We start from the raw sequence: 25,900 nt of genomic DNA, 5'->3' as shown, positions 1-25,900 counted from the left end.
GCTTAGATCTGATTAGGCACCAATGGCCTTGAGAATTTCGTTTGCCCGTGCCCGCATGCCTGACGGTGCTTCGCTATCATCAGCAATATCGGTCAGAAGCGGCTTGGCAGCATCGATCTCGCCAGCGGCAACATGCAACATGGCAATCAGTTCACGTGCCGAATAATACCATGCATTTTCCGGAACCGCGATGGGGTCAAGACGCTTGATCAGGTCTTTGGCATTGCTTTCGGTCGCGCTGTTCATGGCGATTTCAACAACGGCAAGATCACGGTAAACCTGATCGATGTCGTCGTTGCCAGCAACCGCTTCAAGTTCGGTCACAGCCGACTCTTTGGCACCTGCACGCAGATAAACAGCAGCCTTTTGGAAATGACCAAGGGCAACAAAACCAGCGTCGCCATCGGCAATCACGCCATCAAGGGCGGCCAAGGCGGCGTCTTTGTTTTCGTCACCCGATTGGGCAAGTTCAATGGCATTGGCGAAACGCGTACCATTTTCGATGCTGGTGCTGTGTTCGTATGTTTTCCAGCCTTCGCGACCGGCCACACCCAGCACGATGACTGCGGCGACACCAATCACGTATTTACCGTATTTGCGCCACAGCGCTTCGCTGCGTTCACGCTTCAGGTCTTCTTCGACTTCCTGGAAAATATCAACCACGAAAACGGCTCCAATCCGGTCACAAGAAAGCGGGCAACTTGCCCGCTTATCAGAATTCATTCCGGAAAGGATTTAACGCGCCAGCATACAAGGGGTCAAGTCTACTCGACACCAATCACAGCTTTATGCCGATTATTTTCCCGCCTGGATGTTTTAAGCCCCGCAAATGCACGCTCTTTGCCCCGGTGACGGCGTTCACAAAGGCCCGGTAAGAATTGCCTGATCAGACGCAGAACGCGCGTTTACAGGGATGCTTTTCGCCCGATCGATCGTATTTTTCAAACTGATTCTAAGTCTGAGCCTCGACCATGTGTGCCCCCGCCGTCGTGCCAATACACCAACGCCCCCGCCGCCGCCCCTGCCCTTGACGGCTAAAAATCGTGTCATTGCCAACCATATGCATAACAGCATACCAAATACCGATCATTTCGGCACGCTACTTGCTTTGATTGGCGACAAGGGAACAGATTTTTAAATGTCATCGGTCAAAATTGCCCGGTGATCGGACGGAGACCACCATGAAACGTCGTGAAATTGTCCACAGCCGGACCGGTGCCAAGCGCGTCATTCGCCAACGCATCCTTGCCGGATTGTTTGCCACGCTGCTGGGGGGCGGCTTAACGGGATGTGGCACGACCATGTCTGACATTACGGGCACCCACGTCCTGACCGGCGCGGAATGGTATCTGGCGTTTGATGTGATCAGCATCATCAACAGTGACAAAACGCTGGTCGATCACGCGGTATCGCTGTCGACAGGCCGGGATTGCTCCACCATTCGCAAAATTGACGGCAAATCCTATTGCAAAAAAGATCCGGTGCCTGAGCCGCCACTTTATTGCTATCGGTCCTTGGCCGCGGTCAGTTGCTACCGCACGCCAGACCCGTATAACACCGGCGCACAGACAATTGATTGGCCGCCCACCCGGTCGCGCAGCCTGTAACCCGGTGCGAAAACAAAGGTCATCTGACTGTCATCTGGCCGTAAAACTGTTCATTGAAACTTGAGGCCCCGGCAAATCCGCGCTACCGTGTTAGACAGGCACTAAAACCAAATACCTCTATAGGTATCGGTATTGGGATTAGTTCTCGCCTAAGGTCAACGTCGCCGGAGAATAGCATGGTCGCATTGTTCGATTTGGCAAAATACCGCAAAGCCAAAAGCTTTGTTCATTTTGACCGAGCTGAACTGATGAAACTCATGAACACCTATTCCCGCCAAGTCGCCAGCGGCGCATGGCGCGATTATGCCATTGATCACCTTGATGGCATGGCCATGTTTTCCATCTTCCGTTCCACCCATGAAACCCCACTGTTCCAAGTCATCAAACTTGGCGCGGAACATAAAAACGCCGGGCAATATCTGGCCCTGCATAGTGGTGAACGGATCAAACAAAGTTCCGACATTGCCAACGTGATCGATGCCATCGAAAAACGCGCGCGCAAGGTCGTCCCACTTTTCAAATCCAATTCCTGATCGGTTAATTTATTGAAGTCCAGCCCCACTGAACGCCGCGGCATTATCGCGTCGGCCCTGACCGTAAGCTTATTGCTTTTTACCCCGCTGCTCGCCCCCTCTGCGCACGCCAACACGGCCACCCAAGACAGCGCCACCGAAGGCGACTACCAATTGGGGTACCGCGCCTATAAGGCGGGCAATTATGAAATGGCGCGCGCCCAATGGCGTTTGGCCGCACAGAAAGAAGACCCGCGTGCGCAATATGCGCTGGGGTTACTGTATTATCGCGGCAACACCGGCCCAGCCGATTACGAAGAAGCCGCCAAATGGTTCATGTATGCCGCACAGGCAAATCATGCGGGTGCGCTGTATTATATCGGAATTCTGTATTTTAACGGCTGGGGTCTAAATTACGATCAGTTCCGCGCGACCGAGTATCTGAAACGCGCGCTGCGCGCAGCCCCCAACAACAGCAACGCGGCCTATTTGATCGGATCACAGTATTTCCACGGGCGTGGCGCACGGCAAAACTACGCCGAAGCCGCCACCTATTTCGAACGGGCAGCAAAAAACAACATGCACGCCGCCCAATTTATGCTGGGTGCGATGTATGAACGTGGCTGGGGTGTAGCGCGCAATTACGAACAATCCTATTACTGGATCAACCGTTCGGCACGCGGCCCAATCACCTTCCCGCCCGGCGCCGAAGAAAAAGAAAAAATGGATCCCAAAAGCGCCCTTAAGGCCCTTGAAGATCGCCTCCGTCCCGAGGAAATCAAACGTGTCAGCGACCGTTTAACACGGGAATACGCGGGCTAAACCCAAGCGAAATACAATCATCAGACGAAACAAAGGCACCTGCGTTCACAGGTGCCTTTGTTGTTTCAAGTCATATGTACTGGGTTTATTTGGCCAGCTTATAGGCAATCACATAATCACCCGGCGTGGTTCCGATTGATCCATGCCCACCGGCAACGATCAGCACATATTGCGTCCCGTCATCGGTTTCATAGGTCATCGGGGTCGATTGACCACCCGCAGGAAGGCGTGCTTCCCACAACTGATCGCCCGTCGAAAGATCATAAGCCCGGAAATAGTTATCCACGGCCGCCCCTAGGAACGCGACACCACCCTTGGTGATGATCGGCCCGCCAATGCCGGGCACGCCCAGTTTAATTGGCAAGGGCAACGGGGTCATGTCTTCGACGGTGCCGTTTTTATGCATGTAGGCAATCTCGCCGGTGCGCAAATCCGCCCCCGCAACATAACCCCATGGCGGCGCCTGACACGGCACACCAAGTGGCGACAGGAATGGTCCCATGCTCACCGCATAAGGCGCACCTGTATTCATGTTGATGCCCATTTCGCTGGCTTTTTTCGAACCTTGCGGCGGCACCTCATCACGCGGGATCAGCTGCGATGTAAAGGCAAGATAGGTCGGCATGCCAAACATCACCTGGCGTTCCGGATCAACCGCGACACTGCCCCAGTTAAATGTCCCGAAATTGCCCGGATAGATCAGCGACCCTTGCAAGGATGGCGGCGTATAGCGTCCTTCATATTTAAGCTGATGGAACGCGATGCGACATGCCAACTGATCAAACAGGGTCATGCCCCACATGTCCTTTTCGGTCAGTGGGTCGGGCATAAAGGTCAAATCAGAAACCGGCTGGGTTGGCGATGTATGATCTTCGGGGATCGCCCCACCGGGTGCAGGTACTTCTTTGACCGGAATGATCGGCTCGCCCGTTTCGCGGTTAAGCACGTAAATATCACCCTGCTTGGTCGGACCAACAAGGGCCGGAACCGTTTGACCATTCGCATCGGTGATATCAAGCAATGCCGGTTGGGCCGGCACATCCATATCCCAAAGGTCATGGTGCACCGTCTGACGGACCCATTGGACCTGCCCGGTTTCAAGGCTTAGCGCAACGATCGAGGATGAATAGGTTTCGACATTCTCGCTGCGGTTCATGCCCAACTGATCAGGCACCTTGTTGCCCAGCGGCACATAAATCATGCCAAGTTTTTCGTCCGCACTGGATACCGACCAGCTATTCGGTGAATTGGCGGTATAGGTCTGGCCTTCCGGGATGGGCTCTGTCTGCTCTGGGTTGCCAGAATCCCAGTTCCAGATCAGCTCCCCGGTGTCAATGTCATAGGCGCGAATAACCCCTGACTGCGATTTCGTGGAATAGTTGTCATTCACGGCCCCACCAATAATGATCTTGCCTGCGGCGGCGACCGGCGGGGATGTTGAATAATAATAGCCCGCCGGGGTATAGGGCATCCCCTGTTCAAGATGGACCGTGCCCTCATCGCCAAAGGACGGGCAAATTTCACCCGTATCGGCATCCAGTGCGATCAAGCGCGCATCAGATGTCGGCAGGAAAACACGTGCGGTGCATTTGCCATTTTGGCTGACACCCGGGTCTTTGTAATAGGTTACCCCACGGCATGTCTGGTGCTGACGATCCGTGTTATCGGGAACCTGTGGATCGAATTTCCATTTTTCCTGACCGGTCTTTGCATCAATCGCAATCGCCCAGCTGTGCGGCGTACACAGATACAGTGTTTCACCGATCTTAAGCGGCGTCACCTGATAGGTGGTTTCGGGCACATCATCGACGCGCTTCATATCGCCGGTCTGATAAACCCACGCCTGTTCAAGGGTGTCGACGTTATCAACAGTGACTTGATCAAGCGGCGAATAACGCTGGCCATAAGGGGTGCGTCCATAATGGTGCCATTCATCGTTTGGCACAGTACCGCCATAGGACGGATCACTGACAACCGTCTCGGTTGGCAACTGCCCCTCAATGTCATGGGGATCATTAAGCATCGAAAAGACCGCGACGATGATCGCAATCACGACACTGCCTTCAAGTACAAATGACCGGGTTGGTTTGACTTCTGGTGCCGGTCTTCCCGACGTCAGGGTTTTGCGGAACATTGGCGTGATCAGCCACAAGCCGATTAGAACCGTAATGCCGCCGCGCGGTGCAAGTTGCCACCAGTCAAACCCGATTTCCCAAACAGCCCAAACCAGACTGACCAAAAGAAACACGGCATAAAACGGCAAAAGAACAGGTTTGCGTTTAAACGATAAAAAGGCGGCGACCAGAAAAGCCAGTCCCGCCAGCGCATAGTACCAGCTGCCCCCCAGCACAATCAGCCACACACCACCACCGGCAAGTGCAAGACCAATCAGCGCAAGAAGCCCTGATGTCAGGAAATTAAGCATGGAGTTCGCCCTCGTTTTGATTGAGGTCTATAAACGCAAATACAGTCTTTGCACTGTAATATGGCGCTTAAAAAGGCCTTAGCGATTCAACGCTCTATAAACCATCCGGTTCCATACAGCGCAAAACAAAAACCACCGGTTACGATAACACGGTGGTTTCAATTTCGAAATGTCGCGATTTTTTTTGATCAGTGATGGGTTTCGATGATCGTGCCGGTTTTCACCACTTCGGTAATGGTCACACCCAAATTATCATCGACAACAACCAATTCGCCGCGGGCGACCAAACGGTTATTGACGTAAATATCAACCGGCTCACCCACCCGTCGATCAAGTTCAAGCACGGCCCCACGCGTTAAGCGCATCAGTTGCGCCACCTGAATTTGGCTTTTGCCAATCACGGTCGATACGCGCACAGGAACGTCATAGGCCGCCCCTATTTCAGACCCATGACGGGCAGCAAACGGATCATCTTCTTTGTCAGCCATGATTTGAAAATCGTCCAATCAGATCGGTGAAACGCAAAGCATACCATATCAGGTTAACTTTGAAAAAAGTGTTAGCAAGCCTAATCTATTTAATTCGTGCGTTTTGCCAAAATGTATCGAGACAATTTCACGCTCGTTTTTTGTATTATAATCCCCTATCTAGGGTCAGAATCGACCGAGAAACCACCTCTCACCCCAAAAAACATTGTCTGGACGTTGCATGACATATGACTGCCAATGGGTTGCCGAAGCCATCAGCACCATCGAAGCCGACTTTAACCGTTCGGCCGACACCCATCTGATCCGGCTTGATTTGCCGCGCCTTGATGGAATTGGATTGTATCTTAAGGATGAATCCACCCACCCGTCCGGCAGTTTAAAGCACCGTCTGGCCCGGTCTTTGTTCTTGTATAGCCTGTGCAATGGCTGGATCACCAAGAACACCCCGGTGATCGAAGCATCAAGTGGATCAACCGCCGTCTCAGAAGCTTATTTTGCGCGCCTGTTGGGACTTCGCTTTATTGCTGTGATGCCCAAATCAACGTCCCAGCAAAAAATCGATCAAATCGCGTTTTATGGTGGCGAAAGCCATCTGGTTGATCACAGCGGTCAGATTTACGAAGAATCACAACGTTTGGCCCGTGAACTTGGTGGCCATTACATGGACCAGTTCACCTATGCCGAACGCGCCACTGACTGGCGCGGCAATAACAACATCGCCGAAAGCATCTTCGAACAGCTTAAACACGAACCGTTCCCTACACCGCGCTGGATCGTTGTTGGTGCGGGCACCGGTGGCACATCATCGACCATTGGCCGCTATATCCGGTATGGCCGCATTTTGGGTCAGGGCTGTGAACTGTGCGTCGCCGATCCTGAAAACTCGGTTTTCTATGATGGCTATGAAACAGGTGACTGCAGCGTCACCGGCGACAAGGGATCACGTGTCGAAGGCATCGGTCGCCCCCGTGTGGAGCCAAGCTTTAACCCCAACGTCGTCGACCGCATGTATCGCATTCCCGATGCTGCAAGCTTCGCCGCCCTGCAATATCTTGAAAAGCATCTGGGCCGTCGCTGTGGTGGGTCGACTGGCACCAACCTGATTGCGACATTGTCGCTGATCAACCAGATGAAAAAGGCCGGCGAAAAAGGCACGGTCGTCACCCTGCTGTGTGATGGCGGGGACCGGTATCGCGACACCTATTACAACCCCGATTGGATCAAGGCACACGGTTTCGACCTGACACCGTGGCACGACGCACTCAACCAGTTCGATCAAACCGGCATCTTTGACATGCCGCTTGAAAACTGTGCCCGTCATCCGTCGGTTTGATGGGTTTACGCGCCGGTTACGGGCTGCGCCAAACCTGATTGCCACACAAAAAAAGACGGGCGGTAAAAACCGCCCGTCAGGCAACACAGAGAAGACAAGTTTAGGTCGGATCAGGTAAGGCTTAGCCGCTAACGGTAATCTTGCGCGGCTCAGGCTTCTCTTCCACAACCTTTGGAAGAGTAAGTGTCAGAACACCATTTTTAAACGAAGCCGCGATTTTATCGGCATCAATGGTTTCTGGAAGACGGAAAGACCGTTTGAAGTGGCCATAGCTGCGTTCAACAACACGGGCCCCGTCATTGCTTTCACGGGTGGATTTCTTTTCACCGGTGACGGTCAAAACACCTTCAAGAACCGATACATCGACGTCGTCCTGTTCAACACCGGGAAGTTCGGCGGAAAGTTCAATGTGATCTTCGGTCTCATGAACATCGATACGCGGGCTTAAGAAGGTTTTCGCCTCCTGCTGCGCATCATCTGCCAACCGTGACGATACCGCGCGATCACCAAAGATCGAACCGATCATCTGGTCAAAATCGCGGCCCAGGCCACGGGAAATCAGGGTGAAAGGATCGGCACCGACCGGCACAGAAGAAAGACGGCGTGCGGAACCATTAAGATTTTGAAGTCCAGTCATAATAACCCTCCATTACAGACGAGTATTCTTGCGTCGTTGGTCCAGACCAGGCTGCAACCGTGACGCGTATCGGGGCACCATGCCCCTTTGCACCCTTGAGATAGATCGGCTGAAAATTTCTGCAAGTGATCGCATGCTTTTTTTTGAAATTTTTTCGAAAAACTTTTGCCCACCTTCCATTCCTTGAAAAAACACTTCTTGGGGCTGGCGCCGCTGCCGACGGGGGACTAGCTTCTTTTCATTGCTTGGCGGGACCTCCGCCGTCTTCATGATATCAAGGAACAGCTATGAGCACTTTATTCTCCCCCCTGTCGCTGGGGAAACTCACCCTCGACAACCGCATTATCATCGCCCCCATGTGCCAGTATTCCGCCGATAACGGCAACACCACGGCCTGGCACGACATGCATCTGGGCAACCTTGCCCAATCGGGTGCGGGCCTTTTGATTATCGAAGCCAGCGCTGTCGAACCCGACGGCCGCATTAGTTACGGCGATGTCGGCCTGTGGGACGATGAAACCGAGGCCAGCCTCGATAAGACCCTCAAGGCGGTCCGCAGCCACTCAGACATGCCAATCGCCATCCAGCTGGCCCATGCGGGCCGCAAAGCATCAACCCAAAAACCATGGGACGGCGGCGGTGCCATTGACCCGGACCACAAAAATGGCTGGCAGGTGGTTGCCCCATCGGCGATCCCGTTTCGACAGGGCGATCCAACCCCCGAAGCACTTTCAAAATCACGCATCGCCGAAATCGTTCAATCCTTTGCCGAAAGCGCAAAACGGGCGGTGCGTATCGGCTTTAACGCCATCGAACTTCACGGTGCGCATGGCTATTTGATGCATCAATTCCTGTCACCACACGCCAACAAGCGTGATGACGAATATGGTGGATCGCTTGAAAACCGCATGCGCTTTGCCATCGAAGTTTACGACGCGGTGCGTGCAGAAGTCGGCACCGATTTCCCGGTTGGTATCCGTATTTCGGCCAGTGACTGGGTCGATGATGGCTGGGACATTGATCAAAGTGTCGAACTTGCCAAGGTCCTGAAAGAACGCGGCTGCGATTTCATCCATGTGTCATCGGGTGGCCTGCATATCGATCAGAAAATCCCGGTCGGTCCGAACTATCAGGTCCCGTTTGCCGATCGCATTAAATCGGAAACCGGCATGACCACCATTGCGGTTGGCCTGATCACCGAACCAGAACAGGCAGAAGCCATCACCTTTACCGGTCAAGCCGATGCAATTGCCTTGGCACGCGGCATTCTCTATGACCCGCGCTGGCCATGGCATGCGGCGGCAACGCTTGGCGCTGAGGTCAAAGCCGCCAACCAATATCTGCGCTGCCAGCCAAGAGCGCTTAAAAAGCTGTTTGGCTGATCTGACAAAAATCAGCGAAACCAAAACAAAGCCCCGCCCAACATCGTTTGGGCGGGGCTTTTTGTGTCTGCCATTTTACTTTGCCAGTCAGGCAAAACAAAAGAGGCCCCGCAAATGCGAGGCCCCTTCCGTAGTCAGTAGGTCGGTTGGTTGGTAAGGCTTAGAAGCCCATACCGCCCATGCCGCCCATACCACCCATGCCACCCATGTCAGGTGCGCCGCCGCCAGCAGATTTCTCTTCTGGTTTTTCAGCGATCATGCATTCGGTGGTGATCAGAAGACCAGCAACAGAAGCTGCGTCCTGCAGAGCAGTACGAACAACTTTGGCCGGGTCAATGATGCCAGCTTTGATCAGGTTGGTGTACTCGCCTTTCTGGGCGTCGTAACCAAACTCAACGTCATCCTGCTCAAGCAGTTTGCCGGCAACAACTGCGCCGTCAACACCTGCGTTCTGAGCAATCTGGCGAACCGGAGCCTGAAGCGCACGGCGAACGATGTCCACACCGATGGTCTGGTCGTGGTTTTCGCCTTCAAGACCTTCAAGAGCACGGGTCGAGTACAGCAGAGCCGTACCACCGCCAGCAACGATGCCTTCTTCAACAGCAGCGCGGGTCGCGTGCAGAGCATCGTCAACGCGGTCTTTACGTTCTTTAACTTCGATTTCCGAAGCGCCACCGATCTTGATGACAGCAACACCGCCAGCGAGTTTCGCCAGACGTTCCTGCAGTTTCTCACGATCGTAATCAGAGGTGGTTTCTTCGATCTGTGCGCGGATCTGAGCAACACGTGCTTCGATCTGTGCTTTCTCACCAGCACCATCAACGATGGTGGTTTCTTCTTTGGTGATGGTGATCGATTTCGCGGTACCAAGCATGTCGAGCGTTACCGACTCAAGCTTGATGCCGAGGTCTTCGGAAACAACCTGACCACCGGTAAGGATCGCGATGTCTTCAAGCATTGCTTTACGACGGTCGCCGAAGCCCGGTGCTTTAACAGCAGCGATTTTCAGGCCACCGCGCAGCTTGTTGACAACCAAGGTTGCCAGTGCTTCGCCTTCGATGTCTTCAGCAATGATCAGAAGCGGTTTGCCCGACTGAACAACGGCTTCGAGAAGCGGCAGCATCGGCTGAAGCGAAGAGATTTTCTTGTCGAAGAGCAGGACATAAGGAGAGTCCATTTCTGCGATCATTTTCTCAGGGTTGGTCACGAAGTAAGGTGACAGGTAACCACGGTCGAACTGCATGCCTTCGACAACGTCGAGTTCAGTGTGCAGGCCTTTGGCTTCTTCGACGGTAATAACACCTTCGTTGCCAACTTTTTCCATGGCTTCAGCGATCATGTCGCCAACTTCACGGTCACCGTTTGCCGAAATGTTACCAACCTGTGCGATTTCATCGCGGCCGGAAACTTTACGCGAACGGCCCTGGATCGCTTCGATCACTTTGCCAGTTGCCAGATCGATACCGCGTTTCAGGTCCATCGGGTTCATGCCAGCAGCAACAGATTTGTTGCCTTCACGCACGATCGACTGAGCCAGAACGGTTGCAGTGGTGGTGCCGTCACCCGCCAGATCGGCGGTCTTGGAGGCAACTTCACGCAGCATCTGCGCGCCCATGTTTTCGAACTTGTCTGAAAGTTCGATTTCTTTGGCAACCGAAACACCGTCTTTGGTCACGCGCGGTGCGCCAAAGGATTTTTCGATAACAACGTTACGACCTTTCGGGCCGAGCGTTACCTTGACAGCATCTGCCAGGATGTCGACACCGCGCAGCATTTTTGCGCGCGCATCGGTCGAGAATTTTACTTCTTTAGCAGCCATAATATTCTTTCCTCTCTATGAGACGGATGAACGTGGAACAAAAGTCACCCAAAGGGCTGACTTATTCCATGATGCCCATGATGTCGGACTCTTTCATGATCAACAGCTCTTCGCTGTCAACCTTGACTTCGGTGCCTGACCATTTGCCAAACAGGACTTTGTCACCTGCTTTGACGTCAAGCGCGACGACAGAGCCGTCATCTTTACGCACGCCAGAACCCACAGCGACGACTTCGCCTTCCTGCGGTTTTTCTTTCGCGGTATCCGGGATAATGATGCCACCAGCAGTCTTGGTGTCAGATTCGACACGACGTACCAGGACGCGATCATGCAGCGGACGGAACTTCATTTTAGACAACTCCGTGTTAAAGCTAAAGGCTCGTTTAAAACTACGACTAACCGGGATGAGCCCGTATTAGCACTCACCCCCGGCGAGTGCTAACAGGATGTATTGGAGTGGGTGATTTTTGTCAATAGGATTGGCAACATCGTCGCAAAAATATCATGAATTCCGCGACATTGGGCAGCATTGGCCACATTCGGCCAGAGTTGCCTTAACCGTGACACAAACGGTCCGAAACAGGGCATCATGGGTAACACGCCCGGCCCAAATGGGCAAAAGGCAATAATGTGGCACGACAATCGCCGGTTTATCTCCGGTTTATCTGGGGCTGGAATAAAAAAGATTCGTTCGAACCAAATCATGCCAATACCAACGCCCAAACAGCCGACGCGCCAAATTTGCGCTGCATGACCAACCGCGCCGTGTCGTCACCGCACTGGCAACCACGCCCCTCGCCTGCCCGAAACCAACCCGCAAAATTACTCTGCCGCTTGGGCCAGTCTGGATGATGTTTGTTTATAAAGTGCCTGATGAATTCCCGATAACATCGACAGCGCGATGCTTTCAGGAAGCTGCCCGCCAATATCAAGTCCCGCCGGGCTAGAAACCGGGAATGGCAGGGCGTGTTCGCGCAGGCCCGCATGATCAAGCACATTGGCAAACCGATGGCGCGGCCCCAGTGCCGAAACATGCCTGATGTTTGATGCGCTAATGGCCTTTAACGCATCCGCATCAATCGAAACGCTGTGCGCCATCAAAACCACCGCGTCGACGCGCCGTTCATTGGCATAAACACCAAGCGACGCCACATCGCGGACGATATTGCTGACATTTGGGAAATGTTCCGGGCGCGCATTGGCCGGCCGTGGATCGGCCAAGCTGACTTTCCAACCCATTTCATGGGCGATATTGACCACCGGGCGCGCATCCAGACCACCACCCACAATCAGAATATGCGGTTCTGGCCGAATTGGGGTCACCAACCAATCATTGCCCTTTTCGTCGGGCATAAGGCGCGCAACCTGCTGCCCCGGCAGCACGTTTTCATCACTGCTAAAGCTTGCGACACATTCGCCAACCTTTTGGCGGTAATAGCCCGTTTGACGGGCGTGCAAGGCGTGGCGCAATTCACCAAGGCCAAGGTCATTGTCCGCACTTAACGGCTGCAACATGATGTACACCTTGCCACCACAACCAACGCCAAGCTTAAAGAACACGTCGTCTTCATCATTACCGTCATATTCAAGCATGACGACCTTGCCCATCACCATGGCTTTGCGGGCATTGCGCACAATGTCGGCCTCAAGACAGCCCCCGCTTAGCAAGCCATGCTGTTGGCCATGCCCATCGATCAGCATCATGGCCCCTGCCTTGCGATAGGCGGAACCCTCGGTCCGGTAAACCGTGCCAAGGACCCATTCCGTCTCGTCACGGCCGGACCACCAAATATTTAACATCTCGGATAATTGATGGCTCATATCCGGTTTCCTTTGGAACAATGATGCTGATCTTTGATGTGCATAGCTTTTCCGATCAACGCATCTGCAAGATGATCACATCGATGCTGGCCGGGTCTGTGTGACCACGCAGTTCGGCAACTTCATCCGCCGTGACCGCATCCCCGTGATTGCCCCAGGCTGACCGCGCATAGGTCAGAACATCTGCCATCTGCGCATCCGAAAGGTGCTCACGATAAGGGGGCATACGGTACGAATCCGGCACACCGTTCGACACAACACGGGTCGAACCGTTCAGGGTGACGTTGATGGCCGATTGCGCCTCTGGCGCAAGCATCGATGACACACCTGCAAGTGGCGGGATCCATTCGTTTTTGCCAAGGCCATCACGGCCATGACAGAACGCGCAATTGGCGGCATAAGTCTGTGCACCCGGCACCTTATCGGCCACGTCGCGGGTCAACTCATCTGCTGTGTCCGGATCATAGGACCAAACAGGCCCATCGTAATCCGGGTCGGCGGGCAGTGATTTCAGGTAATGGGCAATCGACATCAGATCATCATCGGTCATGAATTGGGTCGAATTGTTAAAGGCCTCGACCATCGAACCAAACACGACACCGTGCTGGTTACGACCGTTTTTCAGATACGCATAAACGTCTTCTTCGCTCCAACGGCCAAGACCAATATTCGGATCATTACGAAGGCTTGGCGCGTACCACCCGTCCAAAAGTGCACCGGACAGATACTCTTCGCTGCTTTCATCCAGCGCGACCTCGTTCATCGCCGGGCCACGCGGGGTGTGGCAACTGCCACAATGCCCCGGCCCCTGCACAAGGTAGGCCCCACGATTCCACATTTCATCATGGGCTTCTTTGGCTTGGTAAACTTCGCCCTCGGTAAAGACCACATTCCAAAGTGCAAGCGGCCAGCGCATATTCAGCGGCCATTCGATTTCACTTGGTTTGTTGGCCTGTTTCACCGGTTTCACTTCCGTCATGAAATAGGCATACAGCGCTTCGATGTCTTCATCGGGCATCTTGTCATAAGACGGATAAGGCATCGCCGGATACAGACGATGTCCATCTGCCGCGACACCTTCACGCAGGGCGCGGTCGAAATCGGCAAGGGTGTAATTGCCAATACCCGTTTCCGGATCCGGCGTAATGTTGGTGGTAAAGATGGAACCAAGCGGCGTGCCCATTTCAAGCCCACCGGCAAACGATTTACCACCCGGCACCGTGTGACAGGCAACGCAATCGCCAAGCCGCGCGACATATTCACCGCGCTTGACCAAATCAGCAGACGGCGGTGTCGCCGCCTTTTTATCGTCGAAGGGGGACGAGGGTGTATGCGTTGCAATCAATGCAACACCGGCCGCGCCAACAACACCTAGGCCCAAAACAGTCAGAAGAAACTTTTTCAACGGAAAACCCCGTTTTTGTTTAATTGCGTTTTTTGTTCAATACCCGAACGCAGATCCGATAACGGCGGGATGGACGACCCCATATTTTTATGGGATCGCCCCGTTATCTGCGTCTTGGGCCTAACTTTCGAAGCGAAGGTTCGACAGCGGCATGCTGCGGACACGTTGACCAGTAAGCGTCGACACCGCATTGGCCACCGCCGGCAGAACTGGCGGCAGGCCGGGTTCGCCAATGCCACCCATTTTCGCACCACTTTCGATGATGCGCACATGGATTTGTGGCATCTGATCGGGTCGCAGGATCGGATACAGGTCATAGTTCCGTGCGGTCGGTTCACCTTTTTCATAGATGACCTCTTCCATCAGGATCTGTGACAATCCCAATGCCGCCGCCGACTTCACCTGTGCCTCGATAATCGCCGGGTTCACGATGCTGCCCGGATCGATGGCTTCCCAAACGTCATGAACAATGACTTCGCCGTTTTTCATGGACACCTCGGCAATGGCCGCGGATTCTGTCCCAAACGGTGATGCCATACCAACACCACGTGCGCGCTGGCTGCCATCATCGGCGCTAAACGGCCCGCGTTTCCAGCCACCGGACAAGTCGACAACCGACTTAAGCAAGGTCGTCAGACGTTTATTGTCTTTAAGCAGCGCCAACCGCATTTCATACGGGTCCTGACCGCCTTTATCGGCCATTTCATCCAAAAACGTTTCATAGAAGAAATCGTTCATCGAATGGCCGACAGACCGCCAATAGGCCAACATCGCTGGCATTTCGACATAGTTTTGCGCGATCCGACGGTTGGCAATCGCATAGGTTTTCCCCGTCAGGCCCTCAACGGCAAAGGAATCCACCTTGTCCGGATCATGCCCGGAATTTGCTTCGCTCGGCCCTTCTGTCACGCTGATCGCCTCAAGTGCGACCGGCATGCCATCGGCGTCAAGACCACCGCGGAATTTCACCGCCGCCATTGGGCGCAATGGATCCCGCAGGAATTCTTCTTCGCGGCTCCAAATCACCTTAACAGGACGTCCGACTTCCTTGGCCAACTGGATGGCCTGCGGATACGGATTGGCTTCCGGATACAGGAAGTGACGACCAAAGAACCCACCCAACATTGGGGAATGCACTTTGATCTGCTCTGCGCTAAGCCCGGTCAGTTTTGCAATCTGTGCCTGGAACTGTTCGGGTGCCTGGTTTGGCATCCACATATCAAGCGTGCCATCGTCATTAAACCGCGCAAGGGTCGATGCCGGTTCAAGTTGCCCGTGATGAAGGAACTGACTGTGGTAGGTTGCCTCAACCGTGGTGGTCGCATCCGAAAAGGCCGATTTAATATCGCCTTCTTCTTCGGCGGCTTTGCCGTCGCCCGGCTCGTTGGCTAGGCGGTCAGAAAATGCCGCGGTCGAAAAGTCATCGGGCATATAGCGGAACTTGACACCATCCATGTCACGCTTGTTCCACTCAACCTGAAGCGCCTCTGCCGCAACTTTAGCATGCCACCAACGTTCGGCAACAACCGCCACCGCACCGGGCAGGCGATGAACCGACATCACACCCTTCATCGCGCGAACATCGGCCTCGTTGGAAATGCTGGCAACATCAAGGCCAAGGCGCGGCGCATGTTGAACCGCTGCATGCACCATGCCCTCAACCGAAATATCGATGGTGTATTCCGCCTTGCCGGTGGATTTCACATAGATATCCAGACGGTCGACGGGCTTGCCGATCCAGCGGAACGTGCTGGGATCGCGAAGCTTGACGCTGTCTGGATCGGGGGTTTCCAAATCAAGCGCATCTTTGGCCAAGCTGCCATAGGACGTTTTTTCGCCGGAACTGGTATTGATAACATAGCCAGGCTCGGTCGAAAGCTGCTCGACAGGAACGTTCAAACGGGTTGATGCCGCCTGAAGCAACATGTGGCGCGCCATCGCACCCAACTTACGCATGGTGGTATAGCTGCTGCGCACCGAGTTACTGCCACCCGTGATGCGCATCACGTTATTGATCACCAGATAATCTTGGCCCGCCGGGGCACTTTCGACCACAAAGCTTTTCGGGTCGGCATCCAGTTCTTCACCAACGATCTGCGCCATTGCGGTCCAGACACCCTGCCCGCCTTCAACGAACGGGCTTTGCAGGCGCACAGTGTTATCAGGGCGAATTTCAAGGAAGGCCGGAACACGGGTTCCCGGCGTTACCTTACCGCCATCCTGCGCACGCGCCTTGCCAAGCGGCAAACCAAAACCAAGAACAAACGCCCCTGCAGTCACCCCGGCTGACGACAACAGAAAACGACGACGCGAAATGTTTACCGGTTCACCGTTTGGAAAGCTGTCTTCGACTTTGTTTGAAAGCTTCTTGCTCATGACGCATCCCCTTCGTTCCCTGACAGGTCTTTAAGGGCGGCGTGAATGGCATTATAGGTCCCGCAACGGCAAAGATTGACCATTGCCGCATCGACATCATCCTGCGTCGGATTTTCGATTTCTTTTAGCAACGCGGTTGCCGCCATCACCTGACCAGACTGGCAATAGCCGCACTGGGGAACTTGATGCTCGACCCATTTTTCAACGACACGTTTGCCGACCGGGTCATTTTCAATCGCCTCAATCGTCGTGATTTCCTGACCTTCGACACTGTCGACCGGGGTGACACAGGACCGGGTCACAACACCGTCAACCATCACGGAACACGCACCACACTGCGCAAGGCCGCAGCCATATTTGGTGCCCGTCAGGCCAAGATTGTCGCGAATAACCCAAAGCAGTGGCGTATCGCCTTCTGCATCGACGTCATATGTCTTGTTATTGATGCTTAGTTTCATGGTTCTCTCTAAGTTCGGTAATTTTGGCTCTGCGACGGGACCGCATGCTTTTTACGCCACGCCCTATTTGCGGATCAGTTGTCTGATCTCTCCGAAAGGACAGCAGCATGTATTGATGAGTTTCTCATTTTGGATGGGATGAACGCGAACGCACGACGTCATAATTTTCCTCGCATTTTTACGCAAAGTTTTTTGACCGACCGCCGGCGTTCAGACGTTTCGAGGTTGGCGTTTTAGAATTAGTAAAAGATATAAGCACTCAACGCGCCTGCCACAAGCCCAACAAACCACAAACCAAGGCACAATCAGCGTCCTGACCAACAGACATGGCGTCACTCTCCAGCGTATTTCGTGTTGTCATCAACGCCCGAGCCACACCAAAGTTCCGGACAAAAACACCCTGTCCTAAGCACACCAATACGGCAGTTTTAGGCGGTCAATAAACGCATCCAAGCCATCCCTTCCCAGCACTGGTTCGTAAACCACTCAGAACACTCAGTGTTTGACGAAGTACCGATCCAAAAGGGCCGCTTCATCAAAATGGCGTCGTCCGACAAACGCGGTCGCGTGATGCCCCCATTGGCGCATAGCGCCGGGCTTATCCACGCCCATCGGCCACAGGATAAATCGCTCCATCCGCTCCGTACCGGGCACAAAACCATCTTCGTCATAAAGGCTTGCAGTACCCTGCCCATTTTGCAGCGGCAAATGATCAAGATCCTGTGCCCGCCGAAGGATTGCGGTGTGCTTGGTCATCTCGGTAGCAACTTTATCGTCCGTCGCAAGATCCGTGACATTAAGCAGATAATGGCTTGTTTTATCGATCCACAGCACCGGGTGGCTCAAAGTGGATGACGCGACATAGCCGGCGGGCATTTCCGCGGTTTCGCGAATGTCGTGATCCTCTGGCGCGCTGATCCGTTTCAACGCGTTGCTTGGGAAAAACATGTGATAACAGCCGCAGCCATGTATCGTATCGGCAATCAACGGCACCCCAGCATCATCTAACGTCACCCGCCAAATCACCGCATCCAGATGCCCGGCCAGAATATCAAACCGGCTTTGGGCCGGACGTTCCGGGAACCAGATTTCATAAACGATTTGTGGTCGCCACCGCCCGGCAAAATAGGTGTGGCTTAGTCGGTAATACACCGTCGGATTTTCTGTATCGATCTCGGACAATGCATCGCGCGATGGCAGAACTGGCCGACCAATCTTGTCACTTTCACTTAACGCACTTCCCCCACTTCCCGCACTTCCCGCCCGTACGCGAAATATCGGGGCATAGGCCTGTGCAAGTTGTTTAAGCTCAGCATCGCTTATCCGCAGTTGCCCAAAGGCGTTGCGGTCCATATCCGCAAGGTTTGCACGACCCGTATCTGGCGCCGCGACCGCATAATCGCGCCATGGCCCGGACGGCATAGCATCCTCGTCTTCAAAGCTTGCGAAATTCTCCTGCTTCCATCCCTCATACCCGAAATAGGCCGGAAAGGCGGTTATCGGATACAGCCCGGCAATACGTTGGAAATCAAGGTAATCATCGGGCACAAAGATCGCGGGTAAAAGGGTGCTGTATTGATCCGGCGTCAAGGACGCGGCCATGTCATTGGCACAGGTTTCCACCGCGTCAAACGAAACACCCGACGCTGCTGGAAGGTTGGCAATTTCGCTTTGCCGTGCGTCCCGATCAAGGCCGCGCATTTGCGAAATCAGCGCATCCCATTGATCAACCCGATCAACCTGCCCATCACCATCCGCATCAAGCTGGCGCGCCATTAAGACAGAATTTCGGTTGGCCCGAAGGAACGAATATCCAGCCACACGCGATGCGGACGCACTGTGCACCGCCCTGTCATCGACCAAGCGATCGACATCGGATAATCGCTGCGCGCAGGTCACATTATCGTGATTGCCCCTTTCCGGCAGCGACCCGGCACAGCCGCTTAAGCCCGCGATAAAAACAGCAAGGGCAGGATACAAAACGCGCTGCATGCTTACGAAAAACCTTCTATCTGGCCAATATCCCTACATTTTTTAGGGATAAAGACATTTGCGAAAGGCGACATCGTAATCGCCGTCCCGCAGAAGCCGAAGTCACCTTTCCGAGAGCAGTCTAGAAAACCCATAAAGTCGCCACCAAATAAAACCAGACAATCAACATCAAAATATTGTATGTCCCCGCATTCAACCACAACCTGGACTTTATAACCGGCCCTTAAACGGGGGTATGAAACGGCATCGCATGGGATGTCCGTGCTCGGAAGTGAAAGCATCGACAGGCACTAAATGACGTCACTCTCTTTTCGTAAACGCTGTCTTGGCGCGATTATTACACTGCTGATATGCCCAACAATGGCCGCCGCACAATCAGCGGACGACTGCCCGTCCACGCTTGCTTCCGTGTCAAACGACATCGACATCAATCCCGCCCCCCAGATTTTCACCGAGATTTATGAAAAGCTTGGCTGCCAGGTTGAAATCGTAGAACTGCCAACCCGACGCAGCGTCTATGCCTTCAATCATTCGACCGTCGATGGCGAGTTACTGCGCCGCGAGATTGTCGAACGGTTTTATACCCGCCCACTCGTGCGCTCGGAAACGCCGGTTTATACATTTGCCAACAGTTTGTGGGTTGCACCCGCAAGGGCACCGGATCCCAATGCACCAATTGGCTATGTGCTGGGTGCTGTGTGGCAGGAAGGATATATCAAGGATCGCAATCTGACGGGTCTGTCGTTTCGAAACATTGGTGAAATGTTTGACAAATTTTCCAACGGCGAAATTTCACGTTTCATCGCTGCGGACAGTACCGTCCACCAAGCAATCGCAGCAGGCGTGTTTCACAGGGGCGTCTACCCCACCAAGCTCGAAGCGTTACAAAGCGGCAAACTCTATCACTATCTGGGGGCTGAATTTGCGCCTTTCATGCAACGCTTTTCGGCATTCATCGCCACGAACGAAACCTTCCCCGACCTGTCCAATTAGATTAGGTCACGTCAGGACGCCTCAGCGCCCTGCTTGAACTCAGCGGGACAAACACCCCAAAAACAAAAAGCCCCGCCATCATAAGATGCGCTGGGCTTTGTAATGTTATGGTTCCGCCCTATTCCACCGTCACCGATGTGGCCAAGTTACGCGCTTCGCTTTCTTTATCCCGAAGGGCAAGATCAACGTGACAAAGGGTAGGCATAACGCCATCACATCCGTGTAGAACCAACCGCAATAGGTATCAGATTTATAGCCCGTTCACGGCGTCTTTATCATAATGTGCAAATGCTATAGGTCTTTTCAGATGATTGCTGTCATCTCAATTAATTACCGTCGCTGCATAAGGCCCAACTGATGAAGTTTGAAGCCCTCGAAATCCCAGATGTAAAACTTCTATACCCACGAAAGTTTGGTGACGAACGCGGTTTCTTCTCAGAAACCTATAGTCAGTCAACGTTCGCCGAAGCAGGAATTGACCAAGTCTTTGTTCAAGACAATCATTCGCTATCACGTTCGGTCGGCGTTCTGCGGGGCCTTCATTATCAGCGCGCCCCTTATGCGCAAGACAAACTTTTGCGCGTTGTGCGCGGCCGCATACTTGATGTCGCCGTAGACATTCGAAAAAGTTCGCCAACCTTTGGCAAATGGGTATCTGCCGAAATCAGCGCAGACGAATGGAACCAAATTTTCATCCCAAAGGGTTTTGCGCACGGATATCTCACCCTCGAACCGGATACTGAGGTTCACTACAAAGTGTCAGCACCCTATGCGCCAGATGCCGAAAAATCCATCATGTGGAACGATCCCGATCTTGATATTCAATGGCCTGTCACGGAAACTGCGGTAACCTTATCGCAAAAAGATCAGCACGCAATTAGCTTCGACGAATACCGCCATAATCCAGATTTTTAATCAGAATTTACATTTGATCATAGGTCCGCACGACAGTTTGCAGGTACGCGCGATAAGAACTTGCACCAAAGTCATCAATAAGCTTTTCAAATTGCGAAAGCGAAATCATACCGGTCCTCAGAGCGATTTCTTCAGGGCATGCGATTTTAAGACTTTGCCGACTTTCAACTGTTCGCACAAAATCGGCAGCATCAAGCATGGCTCCGTGCGTACCGGTATCCAGCCAAGCATATCCTCGCCCCATTTTTTCGACGCGCAGTAATCCACGCTGCAGATACGCCTTGTTTACATCCGTGATTTCAAGTTCACCACGCGCTGACGGTTTGATCGAACGCGCGATGTCAACGACGCTGGAATCATAAAAATACAATCCAGTAACCGCATAATTGGATTTTGGCTCTTGTGGCTTTTCCTCGATATCAAGAGCAACGCCCTGCCTATCGAATTCAACCACGCCATACCGTTCGGGGTCCTGCACGAAATATGCAAATACTGTTGCCCCAACCGTTTGCGTCATGGCATTGCCGAGCAACTCGGTCAAACCATGGCCGAAATAGATATTGTCGCCTAGAATCAAACAACAGGCGTCATCCCCGATAAAATCGGCGCCGACGATAAAGGCATCCGCCAAGCCACGCGGCTCTGTTTGAACTGCATACTCCAAACGCAAGCCCCACTGTGAACCGTCCCCCAACAATTCGCGGAAAAGCGGAACATCTCGTGGCGTGCTGATGATCAGAATATCTTTGATGCCTGCCAACATCAGTGTCGTCAGCGGATAATAGATCATCGGCTTGTCGTAAACCGGCTGAAGCTGTTTGGAGACAACCAGTGTTGAGGGATACAAACGCGACCCGGTGCCACCGGCAAGGATAATACCCTTACGCATGCGCATCCCCTTCTGCGAGATTTTGCAAAACCGCCATCAAACTCTGATCAAACTCGGGTAAACCAAACCCGAAAGTCGCCCTGAATTTTTCCGGCGCCATCACAGAATAGCTTGGTCGTCTTGCCGCCGTCGGGAACTTATCACTCGTAACCGCTTGGATCTCGCACGTTGCGCCAGGCCATTGCGCCCCAAAAATCTCGATCGCCTTTGCCTGTATTTCACTGCTAAAAGCGCACCATGTCATCTCGGCACCTGAAACCAGATGATAGGTGCCAAATTGATCAAAACCATGGCGGACAATGTCGGGCACGATGCGCAAAATGGCCGTCGCGAGATCAAGCGCACTTGTCGGACACCCTTGCTGATCATCCACCACAGAAATATGTGTTTGATCGCCCAACAACCGCAGCATGGTTTTGACGAAATTTTTGCCAAACGGGCTATAGACCCAGGACGTTCGCAAAATAAGATGCCGGTTCGTGATCGCCCGAATAGCCTCTTCGCCCGCCAGTTTCGTCGCACCATAGACACCCAGCGGTGCCACAGGATCTGTTTCACGGTAAGGTTTCTTTCCCTCACCGTCGAAAACGTAATCTGTTGAAATATGAATAAACGGTACCGAATGCCGCGCCGCGTTTTCAGCCATCTCCCGGACGGCATCACAATTTACACGCCGCGCCAGTTCAGGTTCATTCTCCGCAATATCCACGCCTGTGTACGCCGTCGCGTTAATGATGATATCGGGACGATATAGATCGACGACCTTGGTAATATTGCCTGACTGCGCAACGTCGCATTCATTGCGATCAAGGAACTGTATGCTTAAACCCGCAAAGGCCGAGCTTCGCCACGCAAGGCTCCGCGCCAATTGACCGTTCTTGCCAAAGACCAGAACCTTGATCATGCGACAGTCCCCCGGCCAAGCCGTTTTCCTGCATATTTTTCCGTAAGGATCGGATCCCACCACGCACGATGATCGACATACCACGTTACGGTTTGTGCAAGACCGGTTTCAAAGCTGTATTTCGGGCTCCAGCCAAGTTCGTCGCGCATTTTTGACGGATCAATCGCATAACGCCAATCATGCCCCGGACGGTCGTCAACGAAATCAACAACCTCATCGAATGACTTCCCCGCTGTTTCAGGGACAAGGGTCGTCACCGTGTTAAAAATACTTCGGACCACATCAATATTGGCAACTTCGTTACAGCCACCGACGTTGTATTTTTCGCCAATCCGGCCCTGTTTCAGGATGGTGAAAAGGGCCTCTGCATGGTCCTCGACATGCAACCAGTCGCGGGTATTGCGCCCATCACCATAAACTGGCAATTTTTTACCCTGAAGAACGTTCAGGATCATCAGCGGGATCAGTTTTTCAGGGAATTGATAGGGCCCGTAATTGTTCGAACAATTACTGATAATCACCGGCAGGCCATAGGTGTGATGCCACGCCCGCACCAAATGATCGGCGCCGGCCTTTGTGGCCGAATAAGGTGAATTCGGTGCATAGGCTGTTTGCTCGGTAAACAACCCTTCATCGCCAAGACTTCCATACACCTCGTCGGTCGAAACATGATGAAACCGAAAGGCCTGTTTGCGCGCATCGTCAAGACCATTGAAATAGTCCCGCGCAACTTCAAGCAGCGTAAAGGTTCCGACGATATTGGTCTGAATAAAATCCGCGGGGCCATCAATCGAACGATCAACATGACTTTCAGCCGCCAGATGCATCACCGCATCAGGCTGAAAGTCCGAAAGCACCGTCGCAACCGCATCCTTGTTGCAAACATCGACTTTCGCGAAACTATAGTTCGGTAAACCAGAAACAACCTCAACCGTGCGCAAATCGGCTGCATAGGTCAATTTATCGAGGTTAAGAACCTCGAAACCCTTTTTTCGAGCAAGTAGTCGACAGACAGCCGAGCCGATAAACCCTGCCCCTCCGGTCACCACAACCTTCATCGCAAACTCTTTCGATTTCAGTGTTCCGAACGCAAGAAATCACGCCCGACAGTCGACACCGAAGCAGGCGTCGAAAACAGCATCGTCGATTTTTGGTATGCAACTTTGGCGTTGATATGTCGTCTTTGGGGCAAAATGCTCTAAAACAGTTGTGGCCGCCAGAATGCCTCACAACATTCTGGCGGCCACAATAAAAAGCGCGAACTGTCTTATTCGACAGTCACCGACTTGGCCAAGTTGCGCGGCTGGTCAACGTCCGTGCCTTTATGCACCGCGACATGATACGCCAGCATTTGCACCGGCATGGTGTAAAGGATCGGTGCGACGAAGTCCGCGACCTTTGGCAGTTCAACTGTGGCCGACGCCATATCACCCAATTTCGAAAGTCCCGGCCCGTCAGAAATAAAGATCACCCGGCCCCCGCGTGCGGCGGCTTCTTGCATGTTCGATGCGGTTTTTTCAAACAGCTCGTCAGACGGTGCGATCACAATGATCGGTACGGACTGATCAATCAATGCAATCGGGCCATGCTTCATCTCACCCGCGGCATAGCCTTCGGCGTGGATATAGGAAATTTCCTTAAGCTTAAGCGCGCCTTCCATGGCAATCGGATAGCCAAGGCCGCGTCCCAGATACAAAACATCGCGCGCATCGGCGATATCAAGTGCCAGCTTTTTAATCGCTTCATCGTGATGCAGAACTTCGGCCGCATGTTTGGGCACTTCGATCAGCGCATTCACAATGGCGGCTTCTTCTTCCTTGTCCAATGTGCCGTTGTCGCGACCAATGGTTACGGCAAGGCAGGCCAGAACGGTCAATTGCGTGGTAAATGCCTTGGTCGATGCCACGCCGATTTCCGGCCCGGCATAGGTCAAAAGCACAACATCACTTTCACGCGCAATCGTGCTTTCGGGCACATTGACGATGGAAACGATTTTCTGGCCCTTTGACTTGGCATAACGCAGTGCCGCCAAGGTATCGAGGGTTTCACCAGACTGGGAAATAAACAGCGCAACACCACCCTTTTGAAGCGGCGGGCAGCGATAGCGGAACTCTGACGCCACATCAACATCCACGCCCAAACCGGCATAGCGTTCAACCCAATGCTTGGCCACAAGCCCGGCATAGAACGACGTGCCACAGGCAACAATCGTCAGGCGCGTTGCATCGGCAAAGGAAAACGGCATATCGGGCAGTTTGATGGTCTGGGTTGCCGGGTTGATAAACGCGTTTAGCGTATCGCCGATAACGGCTGGCTGCTCAAAGATTTCCTTTTGCATGAAGTGGTTATAGTTGCCCTTGCCCATCATCGCGCCCGAAACGGCCGACAATTTGGTTTCGCGGGTGACATCCACATCATTTTCATCACGGACCTGAACGTGATCGCGGGTCATTTCAACCCAGTCACCTTCTTCAAGGTAAATCAGCTTATTGGTCAGATGCGACAAGGCCATCGCGTCCGACCCCAGATACATTTCACCATCACCCAAACCAACGGCAAGCGGCGTTCCTCGGCGCGCGCCAAAGATCACGTCATGCTGCCCGGCAATCATGATCACCAAGGCAAACGCGCCTTCGATACGATGAAGCGTCGCACAGACCGCTTCGCGCGGTGACTTGCCCTGATCCAGGAAATCAGACACCAGATGAACAACCACCTCGGTATCGGTTTCGGTGGCAAATTCGCGGCCCTTTGCGGCAAGCTCTGCCTTGAGTTCCTGATAATTTTCAATAATGCCGTTATGAACAACCGCGACCTTGCCATCGGTATGCGGGTGGGCATTGTTTTCGGTCGGCACACCGTGGGTTGCCCAACGGGTATGACCAATCCCAACATCACCAGAAAGCGGGTTTTCGTCCAGACGGTTGGCAAGATTGATCAATTTGCCTTCGGCCCGGCGGCGTTCGATATCGCCATTCACAAGTGTCGCAATTCCGGCACTGTCATAGCCGCGATATTCAAGGCGCTTAAGCCCTTCAAGAATACGCTCGCTTACACTTTCCTTGCCGATAATCCCGATAATGCCGCACATATTCGCTGTCTTTCCCGCTTGTATTGTCTTG

Annotated in this window: 22 protein-coding genes; 7 read left to right on the top strand and 15 right to left on the bottom strand. The window is 53.3% G+C overall.

Translation table 11 applies throughout. The features are described from left to right. Positions 1–12: 12 nt before the first annotated feature. The gene (locus tag HCZ99_RS17195) at positions 13–663 is read right to left on the bottom strand and encodes a tetratricopeptide repeat protein (protein ID WP_167448245.1); all 651 of its coding nucleotides are present in this window, start codon (positions 661–663) and stop codon (positions 13–15) included. Positions 664–1,181: 518 nt separating this feature from the next. On the opposite strand from HCZ99_RS17195, the gene HCZ99_RS17190 reads away from it, so the two are divergent. The 3 genes from HCZ99_RS17190 to HCZ99_RS17180 all read left to right on the top strand — a co-directional run bounded on the left by HCZ99_RS17190 (position 1,182) and on the right by HCZ99_RS17180 (position 2,941). Further along, a complete protein-coding gene (locus tag HCZ99_RS17190) occupies positions 1,182–1,607 on the top strand; it encodes a hypothetical protein (RefSeq protein WP_167448244.1) in 426 nt (141 codons plus the stop codon). Positions 1,608–1,783: 176 nt separating this feature from the next. Further along, positions 1,784–2,140 carry a DUF2794 domain-containing protein gene (locus tag HCZ99_RS17185; protein ID WP_167448243.1) on the top strand — a complete coding sequence of 119 codons (357 nt, stop codon included), beginning with the start codon at positions 1,784–1,786 and terminating at the stop codon, positions 2,138–2,140. Positions 2,141–2,152: 12 nt separating this feature from the next. Further along, positions 2,153–2,941 (top strand): tetratricopeptide repeat protein, encoded by a 789-nt coding sequence (locus HCZ99_RS17180; RefSeq protein WP_254869695.1) that lies wholly within the window; start codon positions 2,153–2,155, stop codon positions 2,939–2,941. An 85-nt stretch (positions 2,942–3,026) separates the two neighbouring features. Here the strand turns inward: HCZ99_RS17180 and HCZ99_RS17175 are convergent, their stop codons facing one another. Together HCZ99_RS17175 and fliN are read right to left on the bottom strand one after the other, a co-directional pair. Next, positions 3,027–5,366 (bottom strand): glucose/quinate/shikimate family membrane-bound PQQ-dependent dehydrogenase, encoded by a 2,340-nt coding sequence (locus HCZ99_RS17175; protein ID WP_167448242.1) that lies wholly within the window; start codon positions 5,364–5,366, stop codon positions 3,027–3,029. Positions 5,367–5,554: 188 nt separating this feature from the next. Further along, complete coding sequence (gene fliN, locus HCZ99_RS17170; protein WP_167448241.1) at positions 5,555–5,854, bottom strand: flagellar motor switch protein FliN; 300 nt, start codon at positions 5,852–5,854, stop codon at positions 5,555–5,557. A 220-nt stretch (positions 5,855–6,074) separates the two neighbouring features. On the opposite strand from fliN, the gene HCZ99_RS17165 reads away from it, so the two are divergent. Beyond that, complete coding sequence (locus HCZ99_RS17165; protein WP_167448240.1) at positions 6,075–7,187, top strand: PLP-dependent cysteine synthase family protein; 1,113 nt, start codon at positions 6,075–6,077, stop codon at positions 7,185–7,187. A 121-nt stretch (positions 7,188–7,308) separates the two neighbouring features. On the opposite strand, the gene HCZ99_RS17160 is transcribed toward HCZ99_RS17165, so the two are convergent. Continuing rightward, positions 7,309–7,824, bottom strand: a complete 516-nt coding sequence (locus HCZ99_RS17160; protein WP_167448239.1) for an Hsp20/alpha crystallin family protein — start codon at positions 7,822–7,824, stop codon at positions 7,309–7,311. Positions 7,825–8,111: 287 nt separating this feature from the next. On the opposite strand from HCZ99_RS17160, the gene HCZ99_RS17155 reads away from it, so the two are divergent. Then, positions 8,112–9,206, top strand: coding sequence for an NADH:flavin oxidoreductase/NADH oxidase (locus HCZ99_RS17155; RefSeq protein ID WP_167448238.1), 1,095 nt, complete (start codon positions 8,112–8,114; stop codon positions 9,204–9,206). Between the two features lie 160 nt (positions 9,207–9,366). Here the strand turns inward: HCZ99_RS17155 and groL are convergent, their stop codons facing one another. From groL to HCZ99_RS17120, 7 genes are all read right to left on the bottom strand, one after another. Beyond that, on the bottom strand, positions 9,367–11,025 hold the full coding sequence (gene groL / locus HCZ99_RS17150) for a chaperonin GroEL (RefSeq protein ID WP_167448237.1): 1,659 nt from the start codon (positions 11,023–11,025) through the stop codon (positions 9,367–9,369). 61 nt (positions 11,026–11,086) lie between these two features. After that, positions 11,087–11,374, bottom strand: a complete 288-nt coding sequence (groES, locus tag HCZ99_RS17145) for a co-chaperone GroES (RefSeq protein WP_167448236.1) — start codon at positions 11,372–11,374, stop codon at positions 11,087–11,089. A gap of 473 nt (positions 11,375–11,847) precedes the next feature. Then, the gene (locus HCZ99_RS17140; RefSeq protein ID WP_167448235.1) at positions 11,848–12,846 is read right to left on the bottom strand and encodes an XdhC family protein; all 999 of its coding nucleotides are present in this window, start codon (positions 12,844–12,846) and stop codon (positions 11,848–11,850) included. Between the two features lie 55 nt (positions 12,847–12,901). Further along, complete coding sequence (locus HCZ99_RS17135; RefSeq protein WP_167448234.1) at positions 12,902–14,251, bottom strand: c-type cytochrome; 1,350 nt, start codon at positions 14,249–14,251, stop codon at positions 12,902–12,904. A gap of 120 nt (positions 14,252–14,371) precedes the next feature. Further along, complete coding sequence (locus HCZ99_RS17130; protein WP_167448233.1) at positions 14,372–16,627, bottom strand: xanthine dehydrogenase family protein molybdopterin-binding subunit; 2,256 nt, start codon at positions 16,625–16,627, stop codon at positions 14,372–14,374. After that, positions 16,624–17,085 (bottom strand): (2Fe-2S)-binding protein, encoded by a 462-nt coding sequence (locus HCZ99_RS17125; RefSeq protein ID WP_167448232.1) that lies wholly within the window; start codon positions 17,083–17,085, stop codon positions 16,624–16,626. The genes HCZ99_RS17130 and HCZ99_RS17125 overlap by 4 nt, the downstream gene beginning before the upstream one ends. A gap of 495 nt (positions 17,086–17,580) precedes the next feature. Then, positions 17,581–19,077 (bottom strand): hypothetical protein, encoded by a 1,497-nt coding sequence (locus tag HCZ99_RS17120; protein ID WP_167448231.1) that lies wholly within the window; start codon positions 19,075–19,077, stop codon positions 17,581–17,583. Positions 19,078–19,371: 294 nt separating this feature from the next. Here HCZ99_RS17120 and HCZ99_RS17115 point away from each other — a divergent pair, with 294 nt between their 5' ends. Then, a complete protein-coding gene (locus HCZ99_RS17115) occupies positions 19,372–20,070 on the top strand; it encodes a hypothetical protein (protein ID WP_167448230.1) in 699 nt (232 codons plus the stop codon). 357 nt (positions 20,071–20,427) lie between these two features. Next, complete coding sequence (gene rfbC, locus HCZ99_RS17110) at positions 20,428–20,985, top strand: dTDP-4-dehydrorhamnose 3,5-epimerase (protein ID WP_167448229.1); 558 nt, start codon at positions 20,428–20,430, stop codon at positions 20,983–20,985. A gap of 7 nt (positions 20,986–20,992) precedes the next feature. Here the strand turns inward: rfbC and rfbA are convergent, their stop codons facing one another. From rfbA to glmS, 4 genes are all read right to left on the bottom strand, one after another. Next, positions 20,993–21,874, bottom strand: coding sequence for a glucose-1-phosphate thymidylyltransferase RfbA (rfbA, locus tag HCZ99_RS17105; protein ID WP_217701523.1), 882 nt, complete (start codon positions 21,872–21,874; stop codon positions 20,993–20,995). Beyond that, on the bottom strand, positions 21,867–22,778 hold the full coding sequence (gene rfbD, locus HCZ99_RS17100) for a dTDP-4-dehydrorhamnose reductase (protein WP_167448227.1): 912 nt from the start codon (positions 22,776–22,778) through the stop codon (positions 21,867–21,869). The genes rfbA and rfbD overlap by 8 nt, the downstream gene beginning before the upstream one ends. Beyond that, on the bottom strand, positions 22,775–23,836 hold the full coding sequence (rfbB, locus tag HCZ99_RS17095; protein WP_167448226.1) for a dTDP-glucose 4,6-dehydratase: 1,062 nt from the start codon (positions 23,834–23,836) through the stop codon (positions 22,775–22,777). Before rfbB ends, rfbD begins: the two co-directional genes overlap by 4 nt. 209 nt (positions 23,837–24,045) lie before the next feature. Then, a complete protein-coding gene (glmS, locus tag HCZ99_RS17090; RefSeq protein ID WP_167448225.1) occupies positions 24,046–25,869 on the bottom strand; it encodes a glutamine--fructose-6-phosphate transaminase (isomerizing) in 1,824 nt (607 codons plus the stop codon). Positions 25,870–25,900: the final 31 nt, after the last annotated feature.

The organism is Thalassospira lucentensis (genome assembly GCF_011806425.1).
Classification (GTDB): Bacteria; Pseudomonadota; Alphaproteobacteria; order Rhodospirillales; family Thalassospiraceae; genus Thalassospira; species Thalassospira lucentensis_B.
The sequence above is the reverse complement of the archived record's forward strand: the minus strand, read 5'-3'. Positions and strand labels throughout refer to the sequence as shown.